Annotated in this window: 24 protein-coding genes; 11 read left to right on the plus strand and 13 right to left on the minus strand. The window is 43.4% G+C overall.

Features of this window, described 5'->3' with window-relative positions; all coding sequences use genetic code 11:
- Positions 1-275: 275 nt before the first annotated feature.
- Positions 276-1469: a glycine C-acetyltransferase gene (locus L8S15_RS17335; RefSeq protein ID WP_280574392.1), complete on the plus strand. Its 1194-nt coding sequence runs from the start codon at positions 276-278 to the stop codon at positions 1467-1469.
- Positions 1470-1579: 110 nt separating this feature from the next.
- A complete protein-coding gene (gene tdh / locus L8S15_RS17340) occupies positions 1580-2611 on the plus strand; it encodes an L-threonine 3-dehydrogenase (RefSeq protein WP_010428880.1) in 1032 nt (343 codons plus the stop codon).
- Positions 2612-3066: 455 nt separating this feature from the next.
- Here tdh and L8S15_RS17345 read toward each other — a convergent pair whose 3' ends face one another.
- Positions 3067-4989: a monovalent cation:proton antiporter-2 (CPA2) family protein gene (locus L8S15_RS17345; protein WP_016769169.1), complete on the minus strand. Its 1923-nt coding sequence runs from the start codon at positions 4987-4989 to the stop codon at positions 3067-3069.
- The gene (locus tag L8S15_RS17350; protein ID WP_010428887.1) at positions 4989-5606 is read right to left on the minus strand and encodes an NAD(P)H-dependent oxidoreductase; all 618 of its coding nucleotides are present in this window, start codon (positions 5604-5606) and stop codon (positions 4989-4991) included. Before L8S15_RS17350 ends, L8S15_RS17345 begins: the two co-directional genes overlap by 1 nt.
- 306 nt (positions 5607-5912) lie before the next feature.
- On the opposite strand from L8S15_RS17350, the gene L8S15_RS17355 reads away from it, so the two are divergent.
- Positions 5913-6989: a beta-eliminating lyase-related protein gene (locus L8S15_RS17355; RefSeq protein ID WP_016769171.1), complete on the plus strand. Its 1077-nt coding sequence runs from the start codon at positions 5913-5915 to the stop codon at positions 6987-6989.
- Between the two features lie 122 nt (positions 6990-7111).
- Here the strand turns inward: L8S15_RS17355 and L8S15_RS17360 are convergent, their stop codons facing one another.
- On the minus strand, positions 7112-7237 hold the full coding sequence (locus L8S15_RS17360) for a hypothetical protein (protein ID WP_016769172.1): 126 nt from the start codon (positions 7235-7237) through the stop codon (positions 7112-7114).
- A gap of 265 nt (positions 7238-7502) precedes the next feature.
- On the opposite strand from L8S15_RS17360, the gene L8S15_RS17365 reads away from it, so the two are divergent.
- Positions 7503-7937: a YccF domain-containing protein gene (locus tag L8S15_RS17365; RefSeq protein WP_032544929.1), complete on the plus strand. Its 435-nt coding sequence runs from the start codon at positions 7503-7505 to the stop codon at positions 7935-7937.
- 92 nt (positions 7938-8029) lie between these two features.
- On the opposite strand, the gene L8S15_RS17370 is transcribed toward L8S15_RS17365, so the two are convergent.
- From L8S15_RS17370 to L8S15_RS17380, 3 genes are all read right to left on the minus strand, one after another.
- Entirely contained in the window at positions 8030-8911 is an 882-nt protein-coding gene (locus tag L8S15_RS17370) for a hypothetical protein (RefSeq protein WP_010428896.1), read from the minus strand.
- 249 nt (positions 8912-9160) lie between these two features.
- Complete coding sequence (gene yiaY / locus L8S15_RS17375) at positions 9161-10309, minus strand: L-threonine dehydrogenase (RefSeq protein WP_016794488.1); 1149 nt, start codon at positions 10307-10309, stop codon at positions 9161-9163.
- A 237-nt stretch (positions 10310-10546) separates the two neighbouring features.
- Positions 10547-10711 carry a hypothetical protein gene (locus tag L8S15_RS17380; RefSeq protein WP_010428901.1) on the minus strand — a complete coding sequence of 55 codons (165 nt, stop codon included), beginning with the start codon at positions 10709-10711 and terminating at the stop codon, positions 10547-10549.
- Positions 10712-10923: 212 nt separating this feature from the next.
- Between L8S15_RS17380 and yjjG the strand changes: the two genes are divergently transcribed.
- Together yjjG and yddG are read left to right on the plus strand one after the other, a co-directional pair.
- Complete coding sequence (yjjG, locus tag L8S15_RS17385) at positions 10924-11598, plus strand: pyrimidine 5'-nucleotidase (RefSeq protein ID WP_010428904.1); 675 nt, start codon at positions 10924-10926, stop codon at positions 11596-11598.
- Positions 11599-11788: 190 nt separating this feature from the next.
- Positions 11789-12718, plus strand: coding sequence for an aromatic amino acid DMT transporter YddG (gene yddG, locus L8S15_RS17390; protein WP_010428906.1), 930 nt, complete (start codon positions 11789-11791; stop codon positions 12716-12718).
- Positions 12719-12757: 39 nt separating this feature from the next.
- On the opposite strand, the gene L8S15_RS17395 is transcribed toward yddG, so the two are convergent.
- The gene (locus L8S15_RS17395; RefSeq protein WP_010428909.1) at positions 12758-13654 is read right to left on the minus strand and encodes a cation diffusion facilitator family transporter; all 897 of its coding nucleotides are present in this window, start codon (positions 13652-13654) and stop codon (positions 12758-12760) included.
- 283 nt (positions 13655-13937) lie between these two features.
- Here L8S15_RS17395 and L8S15_RS17400 point away from each other — a divergent pair, with 283 nt between their 5' ends.
- Positions 13938-14288 carry a hypothetical protein gene (locus tag L8S15_RS17400; RefSeq protein WP_016769174.1) on the plus strand — a complete coding sequence of 117 codons (351 nt, stop codon included), beginning with the start codon at positions 13938-13940 and terminating at the stop codon, positions 14286-14288.
- Between the two features lie 60 nt (positions 14289-14348).
- On the opposite strand, the gene L8S15_RS17405 is transcribed toward L8S15_RS17400, so the two are convergent.
- The gene (locus L8S15_RS17405; protein WP_010428915.1) at positions 14349-15227 is read right to left on the minus strand and encodes a LysR family transcriptional regulator; all 879 of its coding nucleotides are present in this window, start codon (positions 15225-15227) and stop codon (positions 14349-14351) included.
- A 161-nt stretch (positions 15228-15388) separates the two neighbouring features.
- Here L8S15_RS17405 and L8S15_RS17410 point away from each other — a divergent pair, with 161 nt between their 5' ends.
- The 3 genes from L8S15_RS17410 (at position 15389) to L8S15_RS17420 (ending at position 18857) form a co-directional block, all read left to right on the plus strand.
- Positions 15389-15988 (plus strand): class I SAM-dependent methyltransferase, encoded by a 600-nt coding sequence (locus L8S15_RS17410; RefSeq protein WP_016785115.1) that lies wholly within the window; start codon positions 15389-15391, stop codon positions 15986-15988.
- 334 nt (positions 15989-16322) lie between these two features.
- On the plus strand, positions 16323-17888 hold the full coding sequence (locus tag L8S15_RS17415; RefSeq protein ID WP_016797109.1) for a YjjI family glycine radical enzyme: 1566 nt from the start codon (positions 16323-16325) through the stop codon (positions 17886-17888).
- A gap of 72 nt (positions 17889-17960) precedes the next feature.
- Positions 17961-18857: a YjjW family glycine radical enzyme activase gene (locus tag L8S15_RS17420; RefSeq protein ID WP_029203593.1), complete on the plus strand. Its 897-nt coding sequence runs from the start codon at positions 17961-17963 to the stop codon at positions 18855-18857.
- Between the two features lie 61 nt (positions 18858-18918).
- Here L8S15_RS17420 and L8S15_RS17425 read toward each other — a convergent pair whose 3' ends face one another.
- The 5 genes from L8S15_RS17425 to yccS all read right to left on the minus strand — a co-directional run bounded on the left by L8S15_RS17425 (position 18919) and on the right by yccS (position 24495).
- Positions 18919-19830 (minus strand): LysR family transcriptional regulator, encoded by a 912-nt coding sequence (locus L8S15_RS17425; RefSeq protein WP_029203594.1) that lies wholly within the window; start codon positions 19828-19830, stop codon positions 18919-18921.
- A 78-nt stretch (positions 19831-19908) separates the two neighbouring features.
- Complete coding sequence (locus L8S15_RS17430; protein WP_016769179.1) at positions 19909-21168, minus strand: hydroxymethylglutaryl-CoA reductase; 1260 nt, start codon at positions 21166-21168, stop codon at positions 19909-19911.
- Between the two features lie 162 nt (positions 21169-21330).
- The gene (locus L8S15_RS17435; protein ID WP_010428933.1) at positions 21331-21651 is read right to left on the minus strand and encodes a hypothetical protein; all 321 of its coding nucleotides are present in this window, start codon (positions 21649-21651) and stop codon (positions 21331-21333) included.
- Positions 21652-21772: 121 nt separating this feature from the next.
- A complete protein-coding gene (locus L8S15_RS17440; RefSeq protein ID WP_010428935.1) occupies positions 21773-21958 on the minus strand; it encodes a hypothetical protein in 186 nt (61 codons plus the stop codon).
- Between the two features lie 353 nt (positions 21959-22311).
- Positions 22312-24495, minus strand: coding sequence for a YccS family putative transporter (yccS, locus tag L8S15_RS17445; RefSeq protein ID WP_010428937.1), 2184 nt, complete (start codon positions 24493-24495; stop codon positions 22312-22314).
- Positions 24496-24671: 176 nt separating this feature from the next.
- Here yccS and helD point away from each other — a divergent pair, with 176 nt between their 5' ends.
- Positions 24672-26747: a DNA helicase IV gene (helD, locus tag L8S15_RS17450; protein ID WP_010428940.1), complete on the plus strand. Its 2076-nt coding sequence runs from the start codon at positions 24672-24674 to the stop codon at positions 26745-26747.
- Positions 26748-26795: the final 48 nt, after the last annotated feature.

Below are 26795 nucleotides of genomic sequence, written 5' to 3' on the forward strand. Positions count from 1 at the left end.
ATATGAAAGCAAAATTAGACGGTAATTGATGGGAGCTTGGCGTTAAAAAGAACAACATTGAGGTGTTAATGTGCTCTGTATCACTGGGATGAATCATTATTAGTGCCTGTGATTCATTAATGTTTTTCCAACTGGAGGGATAATCGAAAAGGGCATGTTCAACTAGAATAGAGGTATAAGTTTTACAGTGTAAATGATCGAATTGAAATCGTTTACATTCCCTACATAATGCGGCGCGCGATGCTGCTGAATAATAACTAGGAAGGAATAGAACAATGTCTTCTGCATTTTACCAACAGATTCAAAACCAAATCGAAGAAGTTAAAGAAGAAGGTCTTTACAAGTCTGAGCGCATTATCACTTCTGCTCAAAAAGCAGCGGTTTCTATCTCGACAGGTGAAGAAGTACTAAACTTCTGTGCAAACAACTACTTAGGCCTTGCTAACCACCCAGCTCTTATCGAAGCTGCTAAAGATGGTATGGATCAGCACGGTTTTGGTATGGCTTCAGTACGTTTCATCTGTGGTACTCAAGATTCTCACAAAGAACTAGAGCAAAAGCTATCTACGTTCCTAGGTAAAGAAGACACTATTCTTTACACATCTTGTTTTGATGCGAACGCTGGCCTATTCGAAACGATTCTAGGCAAAGAAGACGCAATCATTTCTGATGCTCTAAACCACGCATCTATCATCGATGGTGTTCGTCTGTGTAAAGCAATGCGCTTCCGCTACGCAAACAACAACATGGAAGAGCTAGAGCAGCAACTTATCGCAGCTAAAGAAGCGGGTGCATGTCACACGCTTATCGTAACTGACGGTGTGTTCTCAATGGACGGCGTAGTCGCTAACCTTCCTGCTATCTGTGACCTTGCTGACAAGTACGGTGCACTAGTGATGGTTGATGATTCTCACGCAGTAGGTTTCATGGGTGAAAACGGCGCAGGTACTCACGAGTTCCACAACGTTGTTGACCGTATCGACATCATCACTGGTACGCTTGGTAAAGCAATGGGTGGCGCTTCAGGCGGTTACACTGCTGGTAAGAAAGAAGTAATCGACTGGTTACGTCAGCGTTCTCGTCCATACCTGTTCTCTAACTCTGTTGCACCTGCAATCGTATCGGCGTCTATCCGCGTTCTAGATCTTCTTGCGGAATCTGGCGACCTGCGTACTCAACTATGGGAAAATTCTGCTCACTTCCGTACTCGCATGGAAGACGCTGGTTTCACAATGGGTGGTGCTGACCACGCTATCATCCCAATCATGCTTGGTGATGCAAAAGTAGCGGCTGAATTCGCAGAGCGCGCTCTAGAGAAAGGCATCTACGTTGTCGGTTTCTCTTTTCCTGTCGTACCAAAAGGTCAAGCTCGTATCCGTACGCAAATGTCTGCTGCACACTCTCGTGAGCAACTAGACCGCGCAATCGATGCGTTCATCCAAGTTGGTAAAGACATGGGTATCATCTAATTTTAAAGGGGTGCCACGAGCATCCTTTAATTAGATAGAGCAACACCCAATAGAACATATAGATTTTTGATTCTCGCCTTACAGTTAGGCGAGATGAACTGGATAACATTATGAAAATTAAAGCACTTTCTAAGCTTAAGCCTGAAGAAGGCATCTGGATGACCGAGGTTGAAAAACCTGAAATGGGTCATAATGATCTTCTTATCCGCATTAAGAAAACTGCAATTTGTGGTACTGATGTACATATCTATAACTGGGATGAGTGGTCACAAAATACAATCCCAGTACCTATGGTAGTAGGTCACGAATACGTGGGTGAAGTTGTTGGTATTGGCCAAGAAGTTCGTGGTTTTGAAATCGGCGACCGTGTATCTGGCGAAGGTCACATCACATGTGGTCACTGTCGTAACTGTCGTGGTGGCCGTACTCACCTTTGTCGTAACACAACAGGTGTTGGTGTAAACCGCACAGGTGCGTTCTCTGAGTTCCTTGTGATCCCTGCGTTCAACGCATTTAAGATCCCTGCAGGAATCTCTGACGACCTAGCATCAATCTTCGACCCGTTTGGTAATGCAGTTCACACAGCGCTTTCTTTCGACCTAGTAGGCGAAGATGTGCTAATTACGGGTGCTGGCCCAATCGGTATCATGGCTGCAGCTGTTGCTAAGCACGTTGGTGCTCGTCACGTTGTTATCACTGATGTAAACGAATACCGCCTAGATCTCGCTAAAAAAATGGGTGTAACTCGCGCAGTAAACGTGATGGAAGAGAAGCTTGAAGACGTAATGGCTGATCTTGGCATGACTGAAGGCTTCGATGTAGGCCTAGAAATGTCTGGTAACCCATCTGCGTTCAACAGTATGCTGACTAACATGAACCATGGCGGTAAGATCTCTCTACTAGGTATTCCACCATCAGACATGGCAGTAGACTGGAACCAAGTAATCTTTAAAGGCTTGGTTATCAAAGGTATCTACGGTCGTGAAATGTTTGAAACTTGGTACAAGATGGCGTCACTAATCCAGTCAGGCCTAGATCTAACACCAATCATTACTCACCACTACAAAGTGGACGACTTCCAGAAAGGCTTCGACATGATGCGCTCTGGTATGTCAGGTAAAGTAATTCTTGATTGGGAATAAGCTTTAGCTGAGTAACAAGATATTAGAAAGGCGACAGTTTTTACTGTCGCCTTTTTTACATCTCGGAACTCAAGAAAATGGGCGATATGATCAAGGTTCAGTTGCCCATTTTTTACAGCAATGAGTTGTTAACCCAATGCAGCAGCCTGCATGATTAGGCCACAGATGTAAGCGCCGTATGTACCGAGTGCGTAACCAAGTACAGCCATTCGACTTGTATGGTTTATATGTCGAGGAATGTTTCAACAATGTAAAAATTGAATTCATTTTTACAGAGCGATGAGAAATTAAAAATAATGGGTAGATCACATAAATCCTAAAGATCGCCGAGTTTAGCACGCTCTACCTAGTTAGCCGGTGCCCTGTTCGAGCTGTAGGTAAAGGTATGGGCAAAGAAAAAGCGGCATGAGAGCCGCTTTCTGAATTGGTATAGAGAATGGTTAGCTAGAACTTGCTTAGGACTCCTCTTCCTCAAAGCCGTCTGCATAACCTTTTGGCGGTGGTGTCCAGCCACGTTCGGAGCGAGAATGCTTGTCTGAACGGTCTTTTTTCATGTCTTCTTTCATCGCTTCTTCCAGGTGAATGAAGATCTGTCGGTAGTTATTGTCGTAGCGTGGATTTTCTTCGGCTTCAGACCAAGCTTGATAAAGCTTTTCAGATTTACGACTTTCGACACGTTGATACGTTGATTTTTGCTGTTCAACAAAAAATGGATGATGCCCAAGAGAACGCAAGGCTTGTGCGCCCATCTCAAGTGCTGAATGGTACGTTTCTGATTCCACAAAATCGGCGCCGGCTTCTCTTAAGCGATAGCTATGACCACGGTCAAATGCACGCGCCAAGATTTTAACTTTTGGATACGTGTGTTTTACGTACTTCACTAATTCGACGCTAGAATCTTGATTATCGATAGCAACAACAAGCATCGCGGCTTCTTCGATACCCGCGGTATGCAACAAGTCGTGACGAGTAGCATCACCAAAGTAAGATTTAATATTGATGGAGCGTAATAAGTCCACTTGGTTTGCTTGATGATCCAATACTACGGTATTGACGTCATTTGATACCAACAAGCGGTTTACTATCTGACCAAATCGGCCGATGCCTGCAATGATAACGGTACCTTTCTCTTCTATTTTGTCTTCTTCTCGATCGTTCGATTTTTGCTCGTAACGGGGCAGAATGACTTTATCAAACAGAATGAACAGACCAGGAGTTAAGAACATAGAGAGGGCAACAACCAGTGATAGTGTTTGAACAATATCCGCAGGTAATACATGGTTCTGTGCTGAGAAGCTGAGTAGTACAAAACCAAATTCCCCCGCTTGAGCCAAGCTCAATGTAAATAGCCAGCGGTCGCTGTTTTTGATTCTGAAGATTAAAGCCAGTGTAAACAACACCAAGGCTTTCAGCGCCATCACGCCAAGAGTTAAGCCAATGATGAGTGCGAAATCGTTAAATAGAACGCCAAAGTTGATGCCTGCGCCTACCGTGATAAAGAACAATCCAAGCAATAACCCTTTAAACGGGTCGATGTTAGATTCCAGTTCGTGCCTGAACTCACTGTTGGCAAGTACCACACCTGCTAAGAAAGTACCTAGGGCAGGCGACAAACCAACAAGGCTCATTAGCGCGGCAATACCAATCACCAACATCAGTGCAGTTGCAGTGAAGATCTCGCGTAAGCCAGAGCTCGCAACAAAACGAAACAGTGGCCGACTTAGATAATGTCCACCGACGACCACAATCGCAATTGAAGCCGTAATAACAAGTCCGTATGCCCAACTTGGCAAACCTGCAACTAAACTGAGTTCATCATGGTGTGCAGCGGTTTGGGCGGCACTTTCTGCCAAAGCAACCAATTCAGGAAGAGCCAACAAAGGGATGAACGCCAGCATTGGGATAACGGCAATATCTTGGAACAAAAGTACCGAGAAAGCGTTTTTACCGCCTTCCGTTTTAGACAGGCCTTTCTCATTGAACGTTTGTAGAACAATGGCTGTCGATGAAAGCGCAAAGATCAAACCGATAGTTAAAGCAATCGTCCAAGGTTGACCAAAGAACTGTGCAATTCCCATCACGATAGCGGTCGTACCACCAACTTGAAGGCCACCAAGCCCCATCAATCGGTTTCTCATCGCCCATAGCATCTTAGGTTCAAGTTCAAGCCCGACTAAGAACAGCATCATCACTACACCGAACTCGGCAAAGTGCTGGATGGTTGTTGTCTCTTCGCCAACCAATCCAATGATGGGACCAATCACAACGCCAGCGATTAAGTAGCCGAGAACTGATCCAAGTCCAAGTCTTTTGGCAATAGGGACCGCAATCACGGCTGCAATTAAATAGATAAATGCTTGTAGAAAGTATCCCGTCATTATTTAACCTCTGCCATCAATTCTTCCACAATATGGTTCAACTTTTCTGCCTTGTTGGCTCTTTTGATGTTGATATCACCTGCAACCAAGGCCTGTAAAAGCGTTCTGTAGCTATCGACATGTTGTTGAATACGGTTTTCTTCTAAAGCGGTACGAGATCCAAAAAGCGCAAAAGGCGCAAGATAGTTCATCCCACATAAAGACGCGGTTTGTTCAATTGGGTGAAGCAGTTCTCGAATAGTGAAGTGGTTGTAGCCATCACTTTGGTAAGCATCCTTTTTACCGCCAGCAGTGATGCAACACAGTAAGCTCTTACCTTGTAACTCGTTGCCATCGGTTCCATAGGCGAAGCCATACTCTAGAACGAGATCTTGCCACTCTTTGAGAATTGCCGGTGTGGAGTACCAATATAAGGGGAACTGAAAAATGATGATGTCATGGTCCAATAGGCGTTTTTGCTCACGATCGATGCTGATCTTGAACGTTGGATATTCGGCATAGAGGTCGACGCACGTGACACCGTCAACGCGTTTTGCTTGCTCAAATAACGGTTTGTTTGCTTCAGAACGATGTTGAGAAGGGTGTGCGAATAGCACTAAAACTCGATTTTTCGACATATAGCCCTCTTTGTATATAAACGAATAATACCTATTGGGATTATAGATATACAATAATAGAAGAATGCTTGAAGAACAACGAATTAGCTAATAGTGATTGTTTTTTCATTATCTCATTTCGTATAGTTTACCTTGTTTTAAGGCACTGTATTGTTTATACAATTCAATACTTCGAAAGGATATGAGCTTGTAAAACTAAATATTCGTTAATAATAAAAGCTAACATTTTTACTTTATGTCACCTTAACGTTAGAACGAAACCATTCGACAACTTTTCATACAATGATAACGAATAAAGGAAAGAGTATGAGTACAGATCTGCGTCAACAATGTGATTTTTTGCTTTCTGGTCACTTAGAACCAACTCCGGCACAAACATTCGCTCAGATGGCTCACTGGTGTGAAACAAATAATGTTACTCACGATAGCTACGGTGATGGCGAGTTTATTGAGAGTTTTGAAAAGAAAGTGGCAGATCTGCTCGGTTATGAAGCGGCTGTGTTTGTTATTACGGGCACCATGAATCAACCGACTGCACTAGAAATTGCGTGCCAAGAGAGAAGAAACCCAGTAGTGGCGATGCATGAATCGAGTCATATTATGCGCCATGAACGCCAAGGGTATCAGCTTCAAAATCGTTTTAGTGTTCTTCCTGTCGGTAACGTATTCCGCACTTGGAATGTCGATGACTTAAAGGCATGGCCTGATGAAATCGCAGCCGCATTATATGAACTGCCGATGCGAGAAATTGGTGGGCAGTTACCCGAATGGGAAGAGCTTGAGGCGATTAAACAGTACTGCAAAGAGCAATCGATTCACCTTCATATGGATGGTGCCCGCTTGTGGGAGTGTGGCGCGTATTACCAAAAGCCATACCGCGAGATTGCTAAGGGGTTCGATAGCGCCTATGTCTCGCTGTATAAAGGTCTCAATGGCCTTGGTGGTTCGCTACTGTTAGGCGATAAAGCTTTTGTAGCGAAGGCATCGGCGTGGATGAAGCGCCAAGGTGGTAACGTGTATCACCGAACGCCTTATGTGGTATCTGCTGCGATGCAGTTTGATGAGCGATTAGAACTGATGCCAGCTCTGTATGAACGCACCAAACAGGTTTATCAAATATTACAAGATTACCCTCAGTTCACCGTTAATCCGCAGCAACCGCAGGTCAATATGCTTCACCTTTATTTACCTGTGAACTACGAAGACGGCATTATTGTGAGAGATAACATAGCGAAGAAACACAAGATTTGGATAGGAAGCCCAGCGATCAGTGAGTTGCCAAACCAATGTAAGATTGAATGGTATGTAGGGGATAACTTACTAAATTTGCCTGATCATGAGCTGATAGACATTCTAGATTTTATTAGCGAAGAGCTGATTTGATCACGGAAGAGTTGAGTTGACTACAGAAGAGCTGACTGAAGAAGAACTGATCTAATTGGAACTGAAATGGATACAGGAAAGAGTTCTTGTATCCATTTATATAGCTAGGATGTCCAGCTCTGTTACATATACTGGTTGATGTACACGTCGACCAAGAACATGAACACTGGAACCGTGCTGAGAAGCCCGAAGAAGACAATTGGCACCCAGTTCTTCATTTTCTTTTTAGGTTGCTCAGGGTTGTTCATAAATTCGGCCTTCAATTAGTTGTAGTTACAGTAGTAGTATTTGTAGCTGTCTAGCTTCGTGGTACTAAAAATCTAAGTGCATGGTATCAAATAAATGGGTTGAGCCCTATGTGGATTTAGAGAACCGTGGTGTGTATCAATCACATAAAATGTAAGTGATTCATAAGCGGTTCATAAAGGTTCAACAATAATGAACCTAATAGAGCAAGCACTGCCTTACTCGGCATATAAAACAAATAACGTTCAAAAATTTGGAGAATACAGAATGAAAACAATAGGAAACATTATTTGGTTTCTGTTCGGTGGCGTATTTATGGGGTTAGCTTGGTGGTTCTTCGGACTGCTCGCATTTCTCACTATTGTTGGTATCCCATGGGGGCGAGCGTGTTTTGTTATGGGCAACTTCTCATTCTTCCCATTCGGTCAGGAAGCGATTTCGCGTGATGAACTAACCAATGAAATGGATATCGGTACTAGTCCGCTAGGTGTGATAGGTAATATTATTTGGTTCTTATTTGCAGGTATCTGGTTAGCAATAGGTCACATCATGTCAGCCGTGGCGTGTTTCATTACTATTATCGGTATTCCGTTTGCGATTCAGCACCTTAAGTTAGCGGTTATCTCTTTGGCGCCAATTGGTAAAACGGTTGTCGACAAGCGTGAAGCAGAAGCGGCGCGAGTAAGAAACTACAAAGGTTAAGATTACAGTATCATCTTGATTGAACTGAAAAAGCACATCGCATGATGTGCTTTTTTTATCTCTGGTTCGTTGCTTAAAAAGAAAACCAAGTTCTAAACGTTGTTGAATAGAACCTCTAACCTAAGTGTGAAATTGGCTTCTTCAATGTGCTTATCATAAGGCTCTCTTTCCCATTGGTAGCGAGGGGTTAGTTCATAGAATAACCACTCTTTCCAAACGTTTTGCCGATAAGTCACCGACACTTGTGAATATTCATAGTGGTTGTAAGGTTCGTTGGTTGCCTTGATAGTCGCGCTATATTGGAGAGCTTGATCTTGAGAAAGGTAGTGGTATAACGTCAAGCCCGTACCATATTCCCATCCTTTTAAATCATCGTTATAACCCGCAAAGTTCGACCATCTAGCTAAGAAATCATCACTTAGTGAAAGATCAAAATCGATATCGGTGATCTCTCCTGTCTCTTGCTTATCTTGATAAACACGTTGAGTCAGCCTAACTACGGCATCTGTAGTCAAAGGGTAGGTAAAACGATAGCGAGCTTCGATTCGTGGGCGCAGTGTTGCTTTGATATTGAAACTACTGTAACCCTTGGCATAGGCATCGTAGCGTAAACCTAATGCACTTTCTAATTCTTCTGAGTCGTTAGGGAAGAAATCAAAGAACTCTTCATCGCTGACTGATTCATAGATCAACTTCAACCGCTTACTGACAAAAGGAAGATGTAAACGCGCATTGAGTTTTGTTGAGTAGCCCACGTCACCACCTTCAGAGTAGATGAAATCGTTGTACCAACGGACGGACGTGCCAGCTCTAGCATCTTCTGTAATACGGTCATCAACAAAGAAGCTATCGAACCACAGGGCGGGTTGACAAAATTTACTGTTTAGGAAGTGGTAGGCTTTTTCTAAAGGAGCGTCTTCTAATGGCTGGCTGTGACACTCATTCTGTTCCTCCGCTTTAACAGAGTAGGACATGAGTGAAGCTAATAATGAGGTGCTAACTATCCAACGACTCAATGGAACCTGTTTGTTATTCTATATATCAATAGTTTAACTATAACCAAGCGATTACAACAATGCGACTTTTTAGTGGTTTATCGTGACTTTTGAGGTAGAGGCCGACAAATGAAAACGGACTCAGAAGGTGAGTCCGTTTGTGTTTACATTGATCTGTTTCTAGAACAATATTTGACCGAGCAAGGTCAAAATGTCTTAGTATCTAGATTACATTGCCGCTTCGAAGATTGCTGAAATCTCTTCGTGGGTTGCTTGTTTAGGATTAGTGAAACCACAAGCATCTTTCAGTGCGTTGTCAGAAAGTGTAGGGATGTCTTCAAGCTTCGCACCTAGTTTTGCGATACCTGTTGGGATATTTACGTCGTTTGCTAGTTGAACAATCGCGTTGATCGCTGCTTCTGCACCTTGCTCTGGTGTCATGCCTTCAATATTCACACCCATTGCTTTTGCAACGTCACGTAGACGCTCAGGGCAAACCTGCGCGTTGTAGCGTTGAACGTGTGGAAGCAAGATAGCGTTGCATACGCCGTGTGGAAGGTCGTAGAAACCACCTAGTTGGTGCGCCATCGCGTGAACATAACCAAGAGAAGCATTGTTGAAAGCCATACCTGCCATGAATTGCGCATAAGCCATTTGTTCACGAGCTTCAATATCGTCGCCATGTGCTACGGCTGTTCTCAGGTGTGCTTGTACAAGTTCAATCGCTTTAATTGCTACTGCATCTGTAATTGGTGTTGCTGCGATAGAAACGTAAGCTTCGATTGCGTGTGTTAACGCATCCATACCGGTTGCAGCAGTTAATGATGCAGGTTTAGCAAGCATCAACTCAGGATCGTTTACGGAGATAAGCGGTGTTGTGTGTTTATCAACGATAGCCATTTTAATGTGACGAGCTTCATCGGTAATGATGCAAAAGCGGGTCATCTCAGACGCTGTTCCTGCCGTGGTATTAATCGCAATCAACGGCATCATTGGCTTTTCAGACTGATCAACGCCTTCGTAATCAGCAATCTTGCCACCGTTAGAAGCAACCAGTGCGATACCTTTTGCGCAGTCATGCGGAGAGCCACCACCAAGAGACACAACAAAATCACAATCATTGTCTGTAAGCAGTTCAAGGCCATCATTAACGTTGGTGATGGTAGGGTTTGGTTGAGTGCCATCGAAGACAACAGCTTCAACACCACGTTGGTTAAGAAGATCTTGGACCTGCTTTACCACACCAATTTGGTTCAGGATTTTATCGGTAACAATAAGCCCTTTTTTAAAGCCTTGAGACTGAATACTATCAGCAGCATCTTTCAAACAGCCTGTGCCCATGAAGTTGATTGTAGGGATGTAGAATGCACTAGACATTGGAAAACTCCGTTAATTATGATTTTTGGTTTCTTTTATGTTGTCGGTAATCAGAAGGGAGTCTTTTGATCTGAGATAAGTTTGAGCCCGAACTACCACTTTGTAATTATGTGGTGTGATAGGGCTCATATAGCAATCGTTTTTATGGTTTTATTGTGTGTTTATTATCAACATCGAAAAGCTGAATTTTGGTAGATATGCAGGGATATTGATGAATAATGTGGCGAAAAATACACATTATCGTCTTGGTTCATCTTCGTTAGAAAGGATTATTTCAAGTTCAGGCTGAGTTAGACTGTGTGTAGGTTCTGCTTCTGAAATTTCATTTTCTTCTGGCTCTTTATCATAGTATTTAACAAGAAAAGGAGTAAGCATGATAGATGACGGTAAGAAGTGCTTCATAATACCTCCGGGTATTTGAGTGTATTTCTTGTATGGTATTGGTTTAATATGTGGCAAAATTTGCGATACATCATGACTTGTTGCTTGTTTTCTATAAATTCTTAGAACTATATTCAGGCTCACAAAAATGGTAGTAGAATGAACACTTAGCCTTTGAAGCTAAGAAAGAACAAAAATAACACGGCTAGATAGCGCGAATAATAGGACAGATAATGAAGTACGATTGGATATTCTTTGATGCAGATGAAACCTTGTTCCATTTTGATGCTTATCAAGGAATGAAGCTGATGTTTTCTCGTTTTGGGGTGGATTTCAGCGAGCAAGATTATTCGGCTTACCAAAAGGTTAATTTACCACTTTGGGTTGATTACCAAGATGGTCGTATTACCGCAGACCAACTGAAACACACCCGCTTCGAAAGCTGGGCCGAGAAACTAGAAACAACAACGGCTGCTTTAAACAGTGCATTTTTAACAGCGATGGCAGACATCTGTTCATTATTACCGGGTGCACAAGAGTTGATGGAGTCTTTAAAAGGCAAAGTGAATATGGGCATCATTACTAACGGTTTTACAGAGCTGCAGTCAATCCGTTTAGAGCGCACCGGAATGACAGATTACTTTGATCACGTGATTATTTCTGAAGAGGTTGGGGTAGCCAAACCGGACGCCCAGATTTTTGAATATGCACATAAGCTGGTGGGATTTCCATCCAAGCAAAGAGTGTTGATGGTTGGAGATAACCCGCATTCAGATATTCTAGGTGGGCTAGATTTTGGTATCGAGACTTGTTGGTTAAACAGCCAAGAAAAGGCAATACCTGCGGGTATCAACCCTCATTATCAAGTTAAGTCACTGGCTGACTTACAAGCGCTTTTATTGGCTTAGGCAATAACAACTAGCACCAACGAATACGCAATAACAAATAGTTTATTTCGTAAATTGCTCAATATTCGGAAGTCGCTTAAGTTTTCGCAAATTAATAACCGATGGCCGAGTACGAAAATATACTCGGCCAAATATTTTAAACTTGGTTTAGCTTACAGAGTGATGACCACAAACAGATAAAGGAAGAGGCGTGCTGAAATCTCATCGTTATAGCTGCTACGGTATTATCGCCATTTTATTGTGGAGCTGCTTGATTGCTCTGTCTCGTAGTGTGTCAGAACAGCTTGGTCCAGTTGGTGGTGCAGCCAGTCTCTACACTGTGAGTGCGCTGTTGTTAGTGTGTGTGATGGGGTTACCAAAACTGTCACGCTTCTCTAAGTCTTACCTACTGATCGGTGGCGCGCTGTTTGTTTGCTATGAGATTTTCTTGGCTCTTGCTTTGGGAATGGCGAACAGTCGACATCAGGCAATAGAAATGGCCGTTATCAACTATTTATGGCCAGCACTGACGGTGTTATTTGCGGTACTACTGAGCGATAAGAAGATTAACTGGTTGGTTTATCCAAGTATCTTCTTGGCATTTTTTGGGGTGGCTTGGAGCATCAGTGGTGATCAAGGTCTTTCTGTCGACCAAATTGCAGCCAACATTGCGACCAACCCAAAAACTTATTCAATGGCGTTCTTTGGTGCGATTATTTGGGCTGTTTATTGTAATTACACCCAGCGCGTTGCGAAAGGGCAGAATGCGATTGTGCTGTTCTTTATCGCTACGGCGGTCACTCTGTGGATTAAATACGCACTGAGTGATGAAACCGGTATGGTAATGACAACCAGTGCTGCAATTGATTTAGCATTAGCTGGCGCTTGTATGGGCGCAGGCTATGCACTTTGGAACACGGCGATTCTTGGTGGCAACATGGTGTTTTTGGCAACCATGTCGTACTTTACGCCAATCTTCGCGACGCTACTTTCCTCTGTGATTTTGGGCTTGTCATTGACTATGACGTTTTGGCAGGGCGTATGTATGGTAACGATTGGCTCTTTAGCTTGCTGGTGGGTAACAAGAGAAAAACCGACGGCAAAGGCGTCGGCTTCTAAAAAGGTTCAATCTCAGTCTTAATTTGCGCTTATGTCCCAGCGTCATTTGCTAGGTGAAAGCTTAGCTCGCGACATTGAGGTTCAGTTGCAGCTCATAAGGCATTTTAGATAAGCGTCGCTTAAGTTGGCGGCGCGTACGTTCTATATCATCGACCGCAATGGCTTGTTGGTTGTTGGTATGGATATCAACGTTAATTCTTAGCTCCGGCCCAACTTTTGTTACACCGATTAGCTCTAAATCTTGCTCTGCATCTTTGTCTACAGCGATAACGTTTTTATCTACCGTGTCACAAATATCTTTGGTTGCCGACATCATAAGCAGTTCACGCATTGCTTCTCTTAGCATATCGAAAGGTACTTTGATGAAGTAGAAAGACATCAGCAACATCATCGTTGGATCAGCATATACTGCGTACTCTGCTAGCGGAGAAAAAGTAATTAACCAAGCCGCCACGAAACCTGCCGTTACCGCTACACTCAACAGTGTATCCATTTGCCACTGCTTAGATTCAGCTTGAATCAGACCAGAAGAAATACGCTTACTTTTATTGGCGATGTACCACCAAGCGTAACCACAACCCAATACGTTGAAAATACCAAACAGAGTCGCGATAGAAGCATCGACTTCACGACCACCTGTCATCAAAGCACCGATCGCTGAATACAATGAGTAACCAACCACAAGCAGAATAACAATGGCTTTAATTGCGATAACAATCGGTTCGATGATCGCTCGACCAAACGGGAACTCTGTGTCTGAAGGGCGATTAATGTATTTTGAGGCAGCTAGTGACAATAAAGTTAACAGTAAGCTAATGAGAGAATAGACACCGTCAAATACTATGACTAGAGAGCCGACGAGAAGGCCTAATACCAGTCCACCGGTGGCGAAGCCTGATGCTAAAAGGGCTGAGAACAAGAGTACTCCGTTTTCGTTTTGGCTTTTCCTGTCACACATAATATTTTCCAGATGTTTTTGATAACTTCATTGTTCTAATATTGAGTTGGCTTTACAAACTTTATCTGATGATGGCTATATGCATTATTTAATTTTAATAAGTAAATCTATAATATTCATATATTTAGTTTTATTTTTAGGTGTCAATAAAATTGACGATGACTGTTTTTGGGGTAAAGTGTGCAAGTGAAATAGGATGGTTTATCATTAGTTAAATATATCTGTTGTTGTGCATTTTATAGATGTGTGAATTTGAACTGCTATTACTAAGGAGTAGGTGCATATGAAGTTTGACGATATCAGTGATAACGAGTTGTGGGTGATTGCTAACCCGATCATGGATAATCTGATGGAAGGTTCAACCAAAATTGACCATGATCTGCATTGCAGGGACTTTACTCAGCGAATGAAAGATATTGTTACGCCAGATTACTTAGAAAAGGTGTGCCATCATTATCAACATAGCAATGGCTTTTTTGCTGAGCGTGAGCCTGTCGCGCTGTTTAGACGTTCCGATTCAATTGCCTTTGTTTGGAAGCAAGCATACACGATTGCTAGAGGCGAATTTGTGGCTGAAATGGTGCTGGTAGAAGAAGACGGTCGCTACTTGGTAGACCATGTGATGGTTTTCTAATCTAGGAAGTCTATGATCGTTTTGCATCGATTTGGAAATCACCTGTTTAGATATTAACCGTTAGAAATCAAACAAGTAGTCGCTGAGCTGGTCGGCTAACCAATTCATTCCTGGGTGTTCAGCCATCCCTGCTGCTGTAAACATGCAGTAATCCTCTTGCGTCAAGCCGTAAGTGTGCTTGATCACCGCTAATTCCTGCTCGCGCAATAAATGACGAATTAATGGTTCAGGCATTACGCCCCAAGCTTCTTCTCGTAAGATTGTATCTAGCATAAAGTCAAAGCTAGAGAAACCTATGTAACGGCGAGAGAATGGCTCAAGCTCAGGATTATCCTTTTCGTTAAGGTAAACCATGGTCGCTTGCATTGAATTTCTCAATACTTCATCAGAAACACGTCGCATCGCACTCAGATCATGCCCTTTCTTACACACAGACATCATTCGAATTTTACCGAGTGGATTGTAGATAATCCTTGGATCGTCAACACGTTCGTAATCGACACCAAATGCGAAGTCGACTTGTTGGGTTTCAACGAGGTTAGCTAAATCGCCGCTCGACGCGAGAACGAAGTTGAATGAAGTCGACGGGTACTTGTTGTTTAAGGTATGAGATAAGTCCTGCCACATCTCATCGGGTAGGGAATCATCTCGTGCAATCCAAATCTCTGCGTTGAATTCGCCCGAGACATGCAGGCAGGTTTGTTTAATACGCGCAGCCGTTACTAACATGCCTTCGCAGTCTTTGTAGATGGCTTTACCTGCTTCAGAGAGTTCAACGTGGTTTCCGCTGCGCACGAACAGTTCGACATCTAACTCTTTTTCCAAGGCTTTAATCGACATACTGAGTTTGGTTCGGTTGCATTCAAGCTGTCGCGCTGCTTCAGATACTGACCCTAAATCAGCAACAGAACAAAAGGCTTGGACTTGAGAAAGGTTCATTTCATTTCCATATTGAGCGGGTGTCGGTGCATATTATCTGAATATTGTGCTGACTATCTTAGAAATAGTCCATCTTTGCATGATAACTCTATGACGAATTGACTAATTTGGTTTACTCTGGAGAAGTTCCGAACCTACAAGAAGTAAAGATGGAGGCCATGATGGCGAAACAATGGGACGAATACGCCGTTGATTGGGATAAAGATCCCGCGACCGCAGTATTCGCACAGTCCGTATTTGACCAGTTAACACAGCTCGTTAATTTGAACGGAACCCGTGTCCTTGATTTTGGTTGTGGTACAGGACTACTCAGCCAGAAAATATCTCCTTTAGCAAAAGAGATCATCGCACTTGATATCTCCGAAGGGATGATTGAAGAGTTAGATAAGAAAGAGTTGCCTAACGTTGAACCGGTTGTGGATATTTTATCGCGCGGACTTGCAGCGCAGCATCCAGCATTCAGAAACCAGTTTGACGTAGTGGTAGCTTCTTCGGTGTGTGGTTTTATCCCTAACTTACAAGACACAGTCAGTCTTATTTACACGTTGCTTGAAAACGATGGCACGTTTGTACACTGGGATTGGTACTTAGACAATGACAGTGATGATTATGGCGTTAGCCAACAGCGCTCTGAAAACGTATTAAGTGCAGCCGGTTTTTCAGTTGTCGAAGTATCAACACCGTTCTCGATTGATACGCCACAAGGTACTTTGAAAGTATTGATGGGTGTTGGACGAAAACAAGTACTTCCTCATCTGTAATAGAGAATACATCTTGAGCTAGCATTCAGAGTACTCCTTCAAACACTAAACCCACATTAACGACTTAAGGTCAGTGATGTGGGTTTTCTATTTTTAGTCGTTTGTGTTCCAAACAGGCGAGCTAGTGAGTGCTTTTTAATATCTTCACTACCACTACCACTACCAACGGCAATACTGATTTCCTCTTTCCCATTTTGATCATAGATAAGTTAGTTACCGGCAAGTAATAAACTGGTAGTTTCCATTTTGGAAATGTATCGTTGACTACATTTCATTAGTGGAAATACGGCTGTGAGATATAAAATAAGCCCATAATAAGTTTAAGGGTTTCATCATGAGCCACCAATCTGCGTCATCTACTTCTTCACCACTTTCAGATCAACAACAACGCTTTAGCAATATCATTTCAGATGCCAACCTGTCTCCAAAACAGAAGTCGAGTTATCTTGCTTTAGAAGCCGAAGCCAGCCTGCCGTATATGCCGGTAAGCAACGAAGTAGAGGAAGCCTTACAACAAGGTGTGCTATGTGACATGTTTGAAGGCCACGCTCCATTTAAGCCGCGCTATGTACTTCCAGACTATTCTAAATACTTATATCAAGGCTCAGAGTATTTAGAGCTTAGCGCGGCAACCAATTTTGATGAAGCGTTGAACATGCTTACCATTATCTACCATCACGTTCCATCTGTGACGTCGATTCCGGTCTACCTAGGACAGCTGGATGATGTATTGATGCCTTTTGTTGGTGACCTAACCGATGAACAGGTATATCAAAAACTTAAGCTGTTCTGGATCATGTTGGATCGCACGCTTCCTGATGCGTTCATGCACGTTAATATCGGTCCAACAGACAACGTTGTGTGCCGTACGATTTTGCGCGTAGATGCTGAACTGAAGCAGATCGCACCAAACCTAACCTTTATGTACGACCCTGCTGTGACCCCTGACGATCTACTTCGTCATGCGGCAAGCAATATCTGCGAGTGCGGTAAACCACATATCGCAAACTATCCAGCGCATGCCGAGGCTTACGGCGACAAGCGTTTTGGTATTGTGAGCTGCTATAACTCTTTGCCTCTAGCGGGTGGTTCAAACACCTTGGTGCGTATGAACCTTAAGCAAGTGGCGTTGAAGTCTGAGGATAGTGCTGATTTCTTACGACAAGTATTGCCGAATTACAGTGGCAAAATGGTTGAACTGATGAACGCACGTAGCCGCTTCTTGCATGAAGAGTCTCACTTTTTTAAAGGATTCCTGGCCAAAGAAGGCCTTATTGAAGAAGACCGATTTGCGCCAATGTTTGGCATTTATGGCATGGCTGAAGCGGTAAACATTCTGTTGGAAAAAGAAGGTAAAGCAGGGCGCTATGGTCACGATGAACAAGCTAATCAACTTGGTCACCGCATTTCTGAAAAGCTGGCTGAGATCGTTGAAAGCTCTGAAGTGAAGTATGGGCTTGAGGGTAAAGCTTTGCTGCATGCTCAAGGCGGTATTAGTTTAGATGAAGATGTGACTCCGGGTGTGCGTATTCCTTATGGCACCGAACCTGACCCAGTCTCTTACGTTCGCGCTACCGCGGGTCACCATAAGTTCTACACCTCGGGTATCAGTGACATTCTTACCATCGACGAAACAGTGAAATCTAATCCTGAAGCGATGTTCAATTTGTGCAAAGGGGCGATTCAAGCGGGTTACCGTGAGTTTACGGCTAACGTCGCGTCAAATGATCTGGTTCGCGTGACAGGTTATATGGTCAAGCTATCTGATATTGCAAAATATGATGAGCAAGGTTCACGTACCAATACCACATTCTTAGGTGCTGAAGCGGCTAAAAACACAGGCATTCTTGAGCGCAAACCACGAGTAGCGAGTTTAGAGATGTCACCGACGTACGCTTAATACTTAAGCGTACATATGACAGCGAGCTTAAGTATCGTACTAATACTATGAATAATAAAAGTTTCTGATCTAATGACTCAAATGGCTAGGGTTAAAAATAATAAGACAGAAAAACAAGCGAAGGTCAGCCGTGTGCTGACCTTTTCTTGTGTTGACGGACCGGGAAATCGCTTGGTGCTGTTTCTGCAAGGTTGTAATTTTGATTGCATTACTTGTCATAATCCACACACCATCAATCATTGCAACCATTGTGGAGGCTGCGTTAGTGACTGCCCAAGTGGCGCACTATTTTTGACTAAAGGTAAAGTTGTGTGGGACCCGGCAGCCTGTACAAATTGCGATCAGTGCATCGATAGCTGCGCTCATAAGTCGAGTCCGAAAATTACCACCATGACGGTCTCTGAGATTCTTACTCTCGTTAAACATAACGCATTCTTTCTGAGCGGTATCACTGTCTCTGGCGGTGAGGCGACGATGCAACTGCCGTTTATTATCGAGTTGTTCCAAGCAATTAAAAGTGATCAGCAATTAGCACACCTTACGTGCTTTATTGATAGTAATGGTTCGTTACCAATACAAGGTTGGGAAAGAGTATTACCATACCTTGATGGTGCGATGATTGACTTAAAATCATGGCAATCGGAAACGCATCAATGGCTTGTCGGAAGAGGCAACCATCGAGTATTCAAAGCCATTAACTACCTTGCTGAGAAAGGCAAACTGCATGAAGTTAGGTTGTTGCATATCCCAAATAAAAGCGATCTCGAAGATGAAATTGAACAGGTGGGATGTTACTTGAAGGTGCTGCCTAGTGATGTTGGAATTCGACTGAATGCGTTTCAACATCATGGCGTGATTGGCGAAGCGTTAGATTGGCCGACATGCACCGAACAACAGATGCAGAGCTTTCACGATAAGCTCTACACCATAGTTCAAAGGCCGATACAAACCCCTGGGGTATATACCTAATTCTTTTGAAGCCTGCTTTCACAAAAGGAATTAGCTTGTTAGAGTTGCTTCCAGTTAATACCTAGGCTTCTAAGAACAAGTCACACAACCATTTGATCGCTTGGTCATTCATGTTGGGTTTGTTCCATACCAAGCTATACGCGACCTTACCGTAATCAAAAGGCAAGGGTTTGCTCACTAAACCTTGAGCTTGTTTAGCTTGTTCAGCCCACTGCTTAGAACAAGTGAACAAGAAAGGTGTGTGATGGCACAGCACAGCCGCAGCACCAAAATCTGCTACCGATATCGCCATCTCTCGTGGTTTATGACATTGAACCAGGTTTTGCTCAAAGTAAGGCTTGGAGAGTTCATTATCTAAGATCCCAATATGCTTATAATCTAAATAACCTTCAACGGTCAGGTCCCGCTGAGCGAGAGGGTGGTGTGTGCCCATTAAACATACCATTTCGTCTGGAAGAATCGTTTCCCAAACCAGTTCTTTGTTATCTGTTGGGGGCTGGGAAATATCATGAGGTAACAAGATCAAGTTTACCTTGCCACTAAGCAGAGCATCGAAGCCGAGTTGTTGCTTGGAGTAGATATTGAGCTTAGCTTTGGGGGCGAGTTCGGTGGTGATTTTGCTGATTTTAGAAGCGAAAACTTCAAAGGTACTTTCACGCATCGACAGCGAAAAGCTACCTTGGTATTTTTGAGGTGAAAAACTTTTTTGATGAAGCAATCCATTCATACTTGAAAGGATCGCGTGAACAGTCGGAGCTATCTGCAATGCAAATGGTGTCGGGATCAGCTTGGTGCCATCTCGGTAAAACAGTTCGTCATTTAGAATGTCGCGTAGTTGAGATAAGGTTTTGCTTACACTCGAAGGGCTTACACAGAGTTGCTCTGAGGTTTGCGTGACGCTGTGGGTATTTAGCATAATATGAAGCGCAGTGAGGTGCTTAAGGCTCACTCTAGATAAGTGTAAATAATCCATTTGTGACTCACGCATTAAGAATGGCTTGTGATTTTGCTTAATCCACACAATCACACAAGCCAAATTAGATAAAGGTTATTAACGAGCTAATTTATGGTGAGCTCGTGAAAAGTGGCCAGCGCAAAACGCACCGACAATCGATAGCTCACCCGCCAGACACAGTGCAGCACATACCTCAGCGAGGGCTTGTGATTTACCATTGCCGTGAAGACCAAGTAAATCGAGACACGCCTTTTGACTTGGCAGGCCAGTACCGCCGCCCACTGTTCCTAACATTAAATTAGGCAGTGTTACGCTCGCGTACAAACCGCCTTCTTTGTTGATTTCCATACGAGTCATGCCTATTGCTGATTCAGCAACACACGCTGCGTCTTGGCCACAAGCAATGTAGAGAGCAGCTAGTGCATTGGCATAATGGGCATTAATGCCGATAGTGCCGCTCAAAGCACCGCCGACAGTGGTCATCTGGCCAAACTGAACCATCTTCTGTGGCGTGGTATGTAGGTACTTAGCAACCAATTCTGGGGATATATTCACCTCAGCGGTGACTTTTTTGCCACGAACGCTTCGTAAGGTTTGTGTATTGGCTTTCTTGTCGCCTGATAAATTGCCATCGAGAAAGGCATGATCAGGCTTAACTGGCGTATTTTCTATGATGTACTCAAATACGGCATTGGTCGCGATAGTCACCATATTTTGACCAGAGGCATCTCCAGTTAGAAATTCAAACACCAAGTAAACATGGTTACCCTCGATGTTGATATTGATGTCGGTAAGTTTGCCGTGTGAGGTTGTCGATTCCGCCAAGGTTTTAAATTGGTCATATTGAGTCACGGCCCAAGCCACAAACTGCCCGGCTTCAACTAACCCTTGGAATGCAAAGCCTGGGGTACGAGTGACGCCTTCGTTTAACAACATTGCACTTGCGCCACCACAAGCGGTAATCAGCTTTGAGCCACGGTTATAAGATGCAACAAGTGCAGCTTCAGTTGTTGCTAGCGGTACCAGGTAGTCACCCTCAGCGAATAAGCCATTGACTCTTAGTGGACCAGATATACCAACAGGGATTTTCACTGTTCCAATAAAGTGCTCGATGTTTTTTTCGTAGGCTTGGAATTGACTTTGCGTATGCGGGTCGAGTAGCTCTTGTTGTGATTCTGAATTATTGAGAGCAGCCCAACGGCGCGTTAGATTCTTTTCTGTCAGGTACGGGCTCGGAGTCAGTTTATTCACTGGCTTTTCAAAATGAGGTTGAAGCTTTTTTTCTAATTCGTCTGCGGAGATGTCGCCCCCTAAAATAGAAACATAGTCACGGCGATGCAGATTTAGTTTTGGCATAAATAGTATGAAGTAAAGTTTGCGCAGCAAAATTGATTTGCGCTGATTCTACCGAGTAATAAGCCAGAAACAAGCATCTGATATAATGAGTTACAGTTTGTGTGGTTGTGATGACAAAAAGGAGCTAATGATGGCTCAAAAAATGGCCTTTGAGACGTTATTCTAAATATGGATGTCGAGAAGACTACCGATGGCTTCATTTTGACGGTCAATCACGCTGGCTCCCACACGGTTGTAATTTGCACTTTGTGTCAGCTTTAAGATTGCATCGTTTGACGAGGTAATGGGATCAGCTTCTTTCTCTTTAAAAGAAATGGATTGGTCAGGTTCTACTTGATTAAAGCTCAAGTCGCTACCTTGGATTTGGTCGTCGGGGTTGGATGTGTGTTGAGAGGCTTGGTTGAGTTCGAGCGCTGCTTCTTCAGCCATATTGGTTGACTGCTGAATAATGGCATAACCAGATTGAATTCCCGATATCGACATAGCAGAACCTTTAATTGACATACGGACTAAGTCTAGGTGGACGATATATTGAGCGCAATGATGATTTGATAAAACTTACTATGAAACGATGAACTTAAGCTAAAATAGTGACGGGTGTCTACTAATTGAACAGGTCATTTAGCGCGTTTAGCTCTTCATCAGTCAGAAGAGATGGCTTATCCAGCTCAAGACTTCCGTCGATCTCGCCTTGAAGCGCTTTAAGTTGTTGAGGATTGAGAAGCTGTATTTGCTCCTTAAACGCTTCAAATTGTTGTGTATTCATAGTGTGACCTTTGTTCAAATCCATATGCTCTATAGAGCATAGCCTACTGATTCGGAAAATCAAACAAGATTAAGTGAATATTAAATGAAGTTTGATAGTTCCCAAAACTAAGACAACTATAAATTGCTTTGGTCATTTTTTGTCCGAGAAATGTTAGGCAAAGTTATGGCTTGGTCAATCAATGTCAGAAAATTCCCACAATGTAAAAATCTCCTCAGCCCTTATCGCATAAGGTCGCGTAATAGTTTGTCTTGCCTCCTTATCGGTATTGGTAGAGTGAGTTTTTGCTATTGATAGAACAATGTACAAATAAAAGGGTGGTTAATAATTGCTCGATCTTGGCTATCTTTTTGTTTTTACAGTATTTTGTTTATTTCTCAAGACGCGCCTGTGTCGAGCGACTTATCAATCTTAACTTTTACCGCAAATTTGGTCGCTAAGGTATGGAGTTCTGGAAGCATTCGATAAATCAAATGAAGCTGTTGTAAGACCATTCTGACAGAGCTTTCATCTTCTTCTCGCCATTCACTTAAACGCTGATCAAGCTCAGGGTCGTAAGAATTTTTCACTTCACACTGTTCTTGATGAGAATAGAGCTGATCATTGAGAGCGTTGAGATGCTCATGTATGACACGGTGTGCGTCCAATACCAGTTTGTGTGTGGCTTCGTCATCGATACGAGTCCGATGGGCACCGAGTGCTGAAATATAGCTTAGTAAAGCATGATTGAGCGTAAGGAATCGAAAGCTCTCATCTTCTGAGGTGCGATATTTGCCCGGCTCAACCAACATGCTGCTGATGGCCACTGTTAGGTTCGCATCGTTATTGTGTGCGCTGCGACGTGCAATACGGTAATTTAGCGTGTCTTTTTTACCTACACGGTACTGACCAATGATTTGAGCCAGGTAGTTTTTATTTGAAGCGAGGGCGTCTGCCATGACTTTATGTAATCGCTTTGATTGCCAGTCTGGTAATACGTAGATCACAGCGAGTACGGCGAGAGCACAACCTATAAAGGTGTCAGCTAATCTTGGAAGTACAACGGCGAAGCCTTCTCCAAGTTGATTAAAACAGAATAATACCAATAAGGTAATGAAGCCCGTTGCGAAGCCATAGTTATTAATGCGGAATGCAAAGAACATCACGCCACTAATGACAATGAAAACCAATTGGCTCTCTTGGGAAGGGAAGAAAGTCAGTAACGGAACCCCAATGAGTAAACCTGCTACCGTGCCAATGACACGGGCGGTCAGTTTTTGTCGAGTTGCGCTGTAGTTTGGCTGACAAACGAACAGCGTCGTGAGCAGAATCCAATAACCACGTTCAATATTAAAACCTTGGATGATTCCGTAACCGAGTGTGAGCGTAATAGCCATGCGGATTGCGTGGCGAAATAGCATGGAGTCGGTATGCAGATTGGCTCTGATCTTTTGCCACATTGCTGTCAAAGTATGTGGGTTCGTATCGTCTAACACACCTTCTTCTAGTTTTTCGGCATCTGGATTACTGATATTCGATAGCTGTTTTTCAACGGTAGCTAGGTTGTTGAATAGATAATTCAATTGGTTTAACAGTGGCTTCCATTCTGGCTTGTTCTGTTGCTGTAAATGATTCAGTGAAGACATCAATTCATCAAGTGCCAGTACAGATTTGTCGCCATGTTGATATTCAGCACCAACTTTTAATGACGCCGCAACTTCTTTACAGGCCGCAGCTTGAGCTTCGAGCAGGTATTTGAAGCGAAACAGAACATCAGAACGTTCGAAATGTTTAGCTAGCTCTTGATAGCGATAGTGGCTTGAACTGACACGTTCATGAATATCTTGCGCGATGAAATAGGTGTTTAGGAACCGGTCACTTGGGCCATCAATGTGCCCTCGCTTGGAACGGTTAAGCAACGTTGCTTTGCACATGTTTAGTGCATTAACGGTGCTGGCATTCAACTTAGCTTCAATTATACGGTGTGGCTGTGGGATAAGGTCAGACACAGGATAGAATAGCTCCGCCTTTGATCCCATATAGGTGCCAATTTGATCAAATACGGTAGCAAGGTTCTGTTGCACGGGTTGCATTGGCCATACAATTTGCCAAATCATTGACATGAAGTAGTACCAAGCTGCCCCTGTTAATAGCAGCAAAGGCTGAAACCATAGGTTGGTACTTTCGTGAGCGCCAAGCATGGTGTAGATAGCGACCAACAGCGAGCCAAACGCGATGCTGGCGTATTTAGGGCCAATCGCTCCGAGTATGATGAAAGAGAAGGTTGAAACGAAAAGCCCTATCGCGAACAGCCAAGGTGTATCGAAAAGAATCTCAATAGAGAAGGCTGCAACAGCGAAACAGATAAAGGTCAACGTGAGTGCTTTCAATCGACCAGTAAAGCTGTCATCACTTTCCGCTAGAGCAGCAGCAATGACGCCTAAAATAAGTGGGGTGATGAGTGTGTTTTGTCCATAATACCAAGCAGGCACCACAACACCGAGTAGGGTGATGAGAATTAATACGCTGTAATTTATGGTTTTATTCGCCCAATAGAGGCGTAATTTGGCAGAAAAGTCCACAGTCGCTCACTTGACACACTAAAACCATAATCCTAACAGAAATCAAGCACAAGAATTTGATACTTATCCATAATTGTCCCTAGATGGTCATGAAAGCGTCGATAAGATATGAGATATTATTAATTCTGATTGCATCATGATATAAATTCAATATTCCCAATTAAGAGCACGCTCCAATGCAGCTAAGCGCTAACAAGACTGCACAGTTTTTTATTCAAAATGAGTATCATCAGGTCGAACTTGATGGTCCACGCCTACTGTTGTCTTCAGTGGGTAGTGAAGAACGTATCCCGTTTACTATTTGGAGTGGCAAGATCGCGATAAAGCGCGGCTTGTTTTGGGGATCGTTGCAGTTTTTTGCTAACCAACAAGATGGCAAACAGCGCAGCTGGTTAGTGCAAGGGCTACCTTGGGATCAGTGTCGTCAGTTTGCTCGAGCCTCCGTTGCCGCTTATCAAAAATGGCATGACACTCAATGTGAACAACTCGCGGAACACGTCCCTCAATGGGAAGCTGAATTAACTCGTTTGGAGCAACTTCCTGCTTTCTTGCCGCATTCCAAGGTCAATACTTGGGTTGAAATGGTCAATTCAAGTTTAGAAAATATGACGATGACGCTAGAAGAAGCGGCTCAGCGTATGCCAAACCGATTTGCTCGTATGCAGCCATGGTTGTTAGAAACCGAGATTAAACAAGCTGAACGAAATCAACAGTGGCTAGAAACTGAAAGGAAGAACTGGGAAGTGCTGTTTGCACAATGTGAGTCATCACCGTTGAATTTGTCTCAGCAATACGCGGTTTTGATGAACGACGACCATAACCTCATTCTTGCTGGTGCAGGGTCAGGTAAAACTAGCGTTCTGACGGCTCGTGTTGCTTATTTATTGCAAAGCCATCAGGCTCAAGCTGAAGAGATTCTATTGCTTGCATTTGGTCGAGAAGCGGCTGACGAAATGAAACAGCGTCTCGATAGCAAAATTGGCTTATCAGCTGAAAAAGTTCAAGTCAGCACTTTCCATCAATTAGGTTTGAAGATACTGAATCAAGTAGAAACCGAACGCGTTGTTATTTCTCCTCTCGCGCTAGACAATAATCAACGCCAAGCATGGTGCATTGATTGGTTGAAGAAGCACTGGATGACGCCGACCAACTTCAAGCGTTGGCAAAAACACCTGTCTAAATGGCCAATCGCGTATTTGACCGGAGATGATGAACTTGGTAGTCATGTATCGAACCTTAAGTTAATCGGTTGGCTCGAAAAACAACTTGAGCAGTTAAACGCGTCGGGCTTATCGAAGAAAGAAGTCCAGCAACAGTTAATCGACCATCGGGATTACACGCGCTTAAACAGTGAACTTTCATTGTGCTGGCCGTGTGTCATCGCATGGCAGAAAGCGCTAAAAGAAGAGAATCATATCGACTTCTCGACCATGATTAGTCGTGCGACTCAATACGTGGAGAAGGGCAAGTTTGTCTCGCCTTGGAAGTTCATCATGATCGATGAATACCAAGATATCTCACCTGATCGTCTTGCTCTGGTTGAAGCGCTTTGTAATCAGTCGAAGGCTCAACACCAAGCTTCTATCTTTGCAGTCGGTGATGACTGGCAGTCTATCTACCAGTTTGCAGGTGCAGATGTTGATCTAACTACGGGCTTTAAGGATCGTTTTGAGAGCTCGACTATTCATCATCTAGATACAACTTATCGCTTTAATAATCAGTTAGGTGCGGTTGCCAATCGCTTTGTACAAGAAAACCCGATTCAGTTGCCGAAAGAGCTGAACAGCTTTAAGCAACAAAAGCAGAAGGCGGTCTATAGTGCGCCAAGTAAAGAAGTGGAGAAGATCCTCGATCAATTGAATCGACAATCGAAAGGTAAAACCAAAAAATCTGTCTTGTTGCTTGGTCGTAATCATTACCACAAGCCTGAATTGTTAGAAGATTGGAAAAAAATCTACACTTCGATTGATATCAATTTTATGACCTGCCATGCGAGTAAAGGTAAAGAAGCCGACTTCGTGATTATCCTTTGTGTTGATGAAGGACAGTTCCCGGCTAAAAAGAAGCAGCTACACATTGATGGAGCATTGACTGAATCGTCTGATGTTTTCCCTTACGCTGAAGAGCGTCGCCTGTTTTACGTAGCAATGACGCGAGCTAAAGAGAAAGTTTGGATTACGCACAGCGGTGATGGTTCTGGCTTCGTACAAGAACTTCATGGCTCTGATTATCCAGTGGTTCGAAAAAGGTAATGTGACTTGATGTGATGGTCTAAGATTAGGTCTCCAAGGCTCGCTTTA

The sequence above is a fragment of the Vibrio sp. S/42/10 genome, assembly GCF_029890535.1.
Classification (GTDB): Bacteria; Pseudomonadota; Gammaproteobacteria; order Enterobacterales; family Vibrionaceae; genus Vibrio; species Vibrio cyclitrophicus.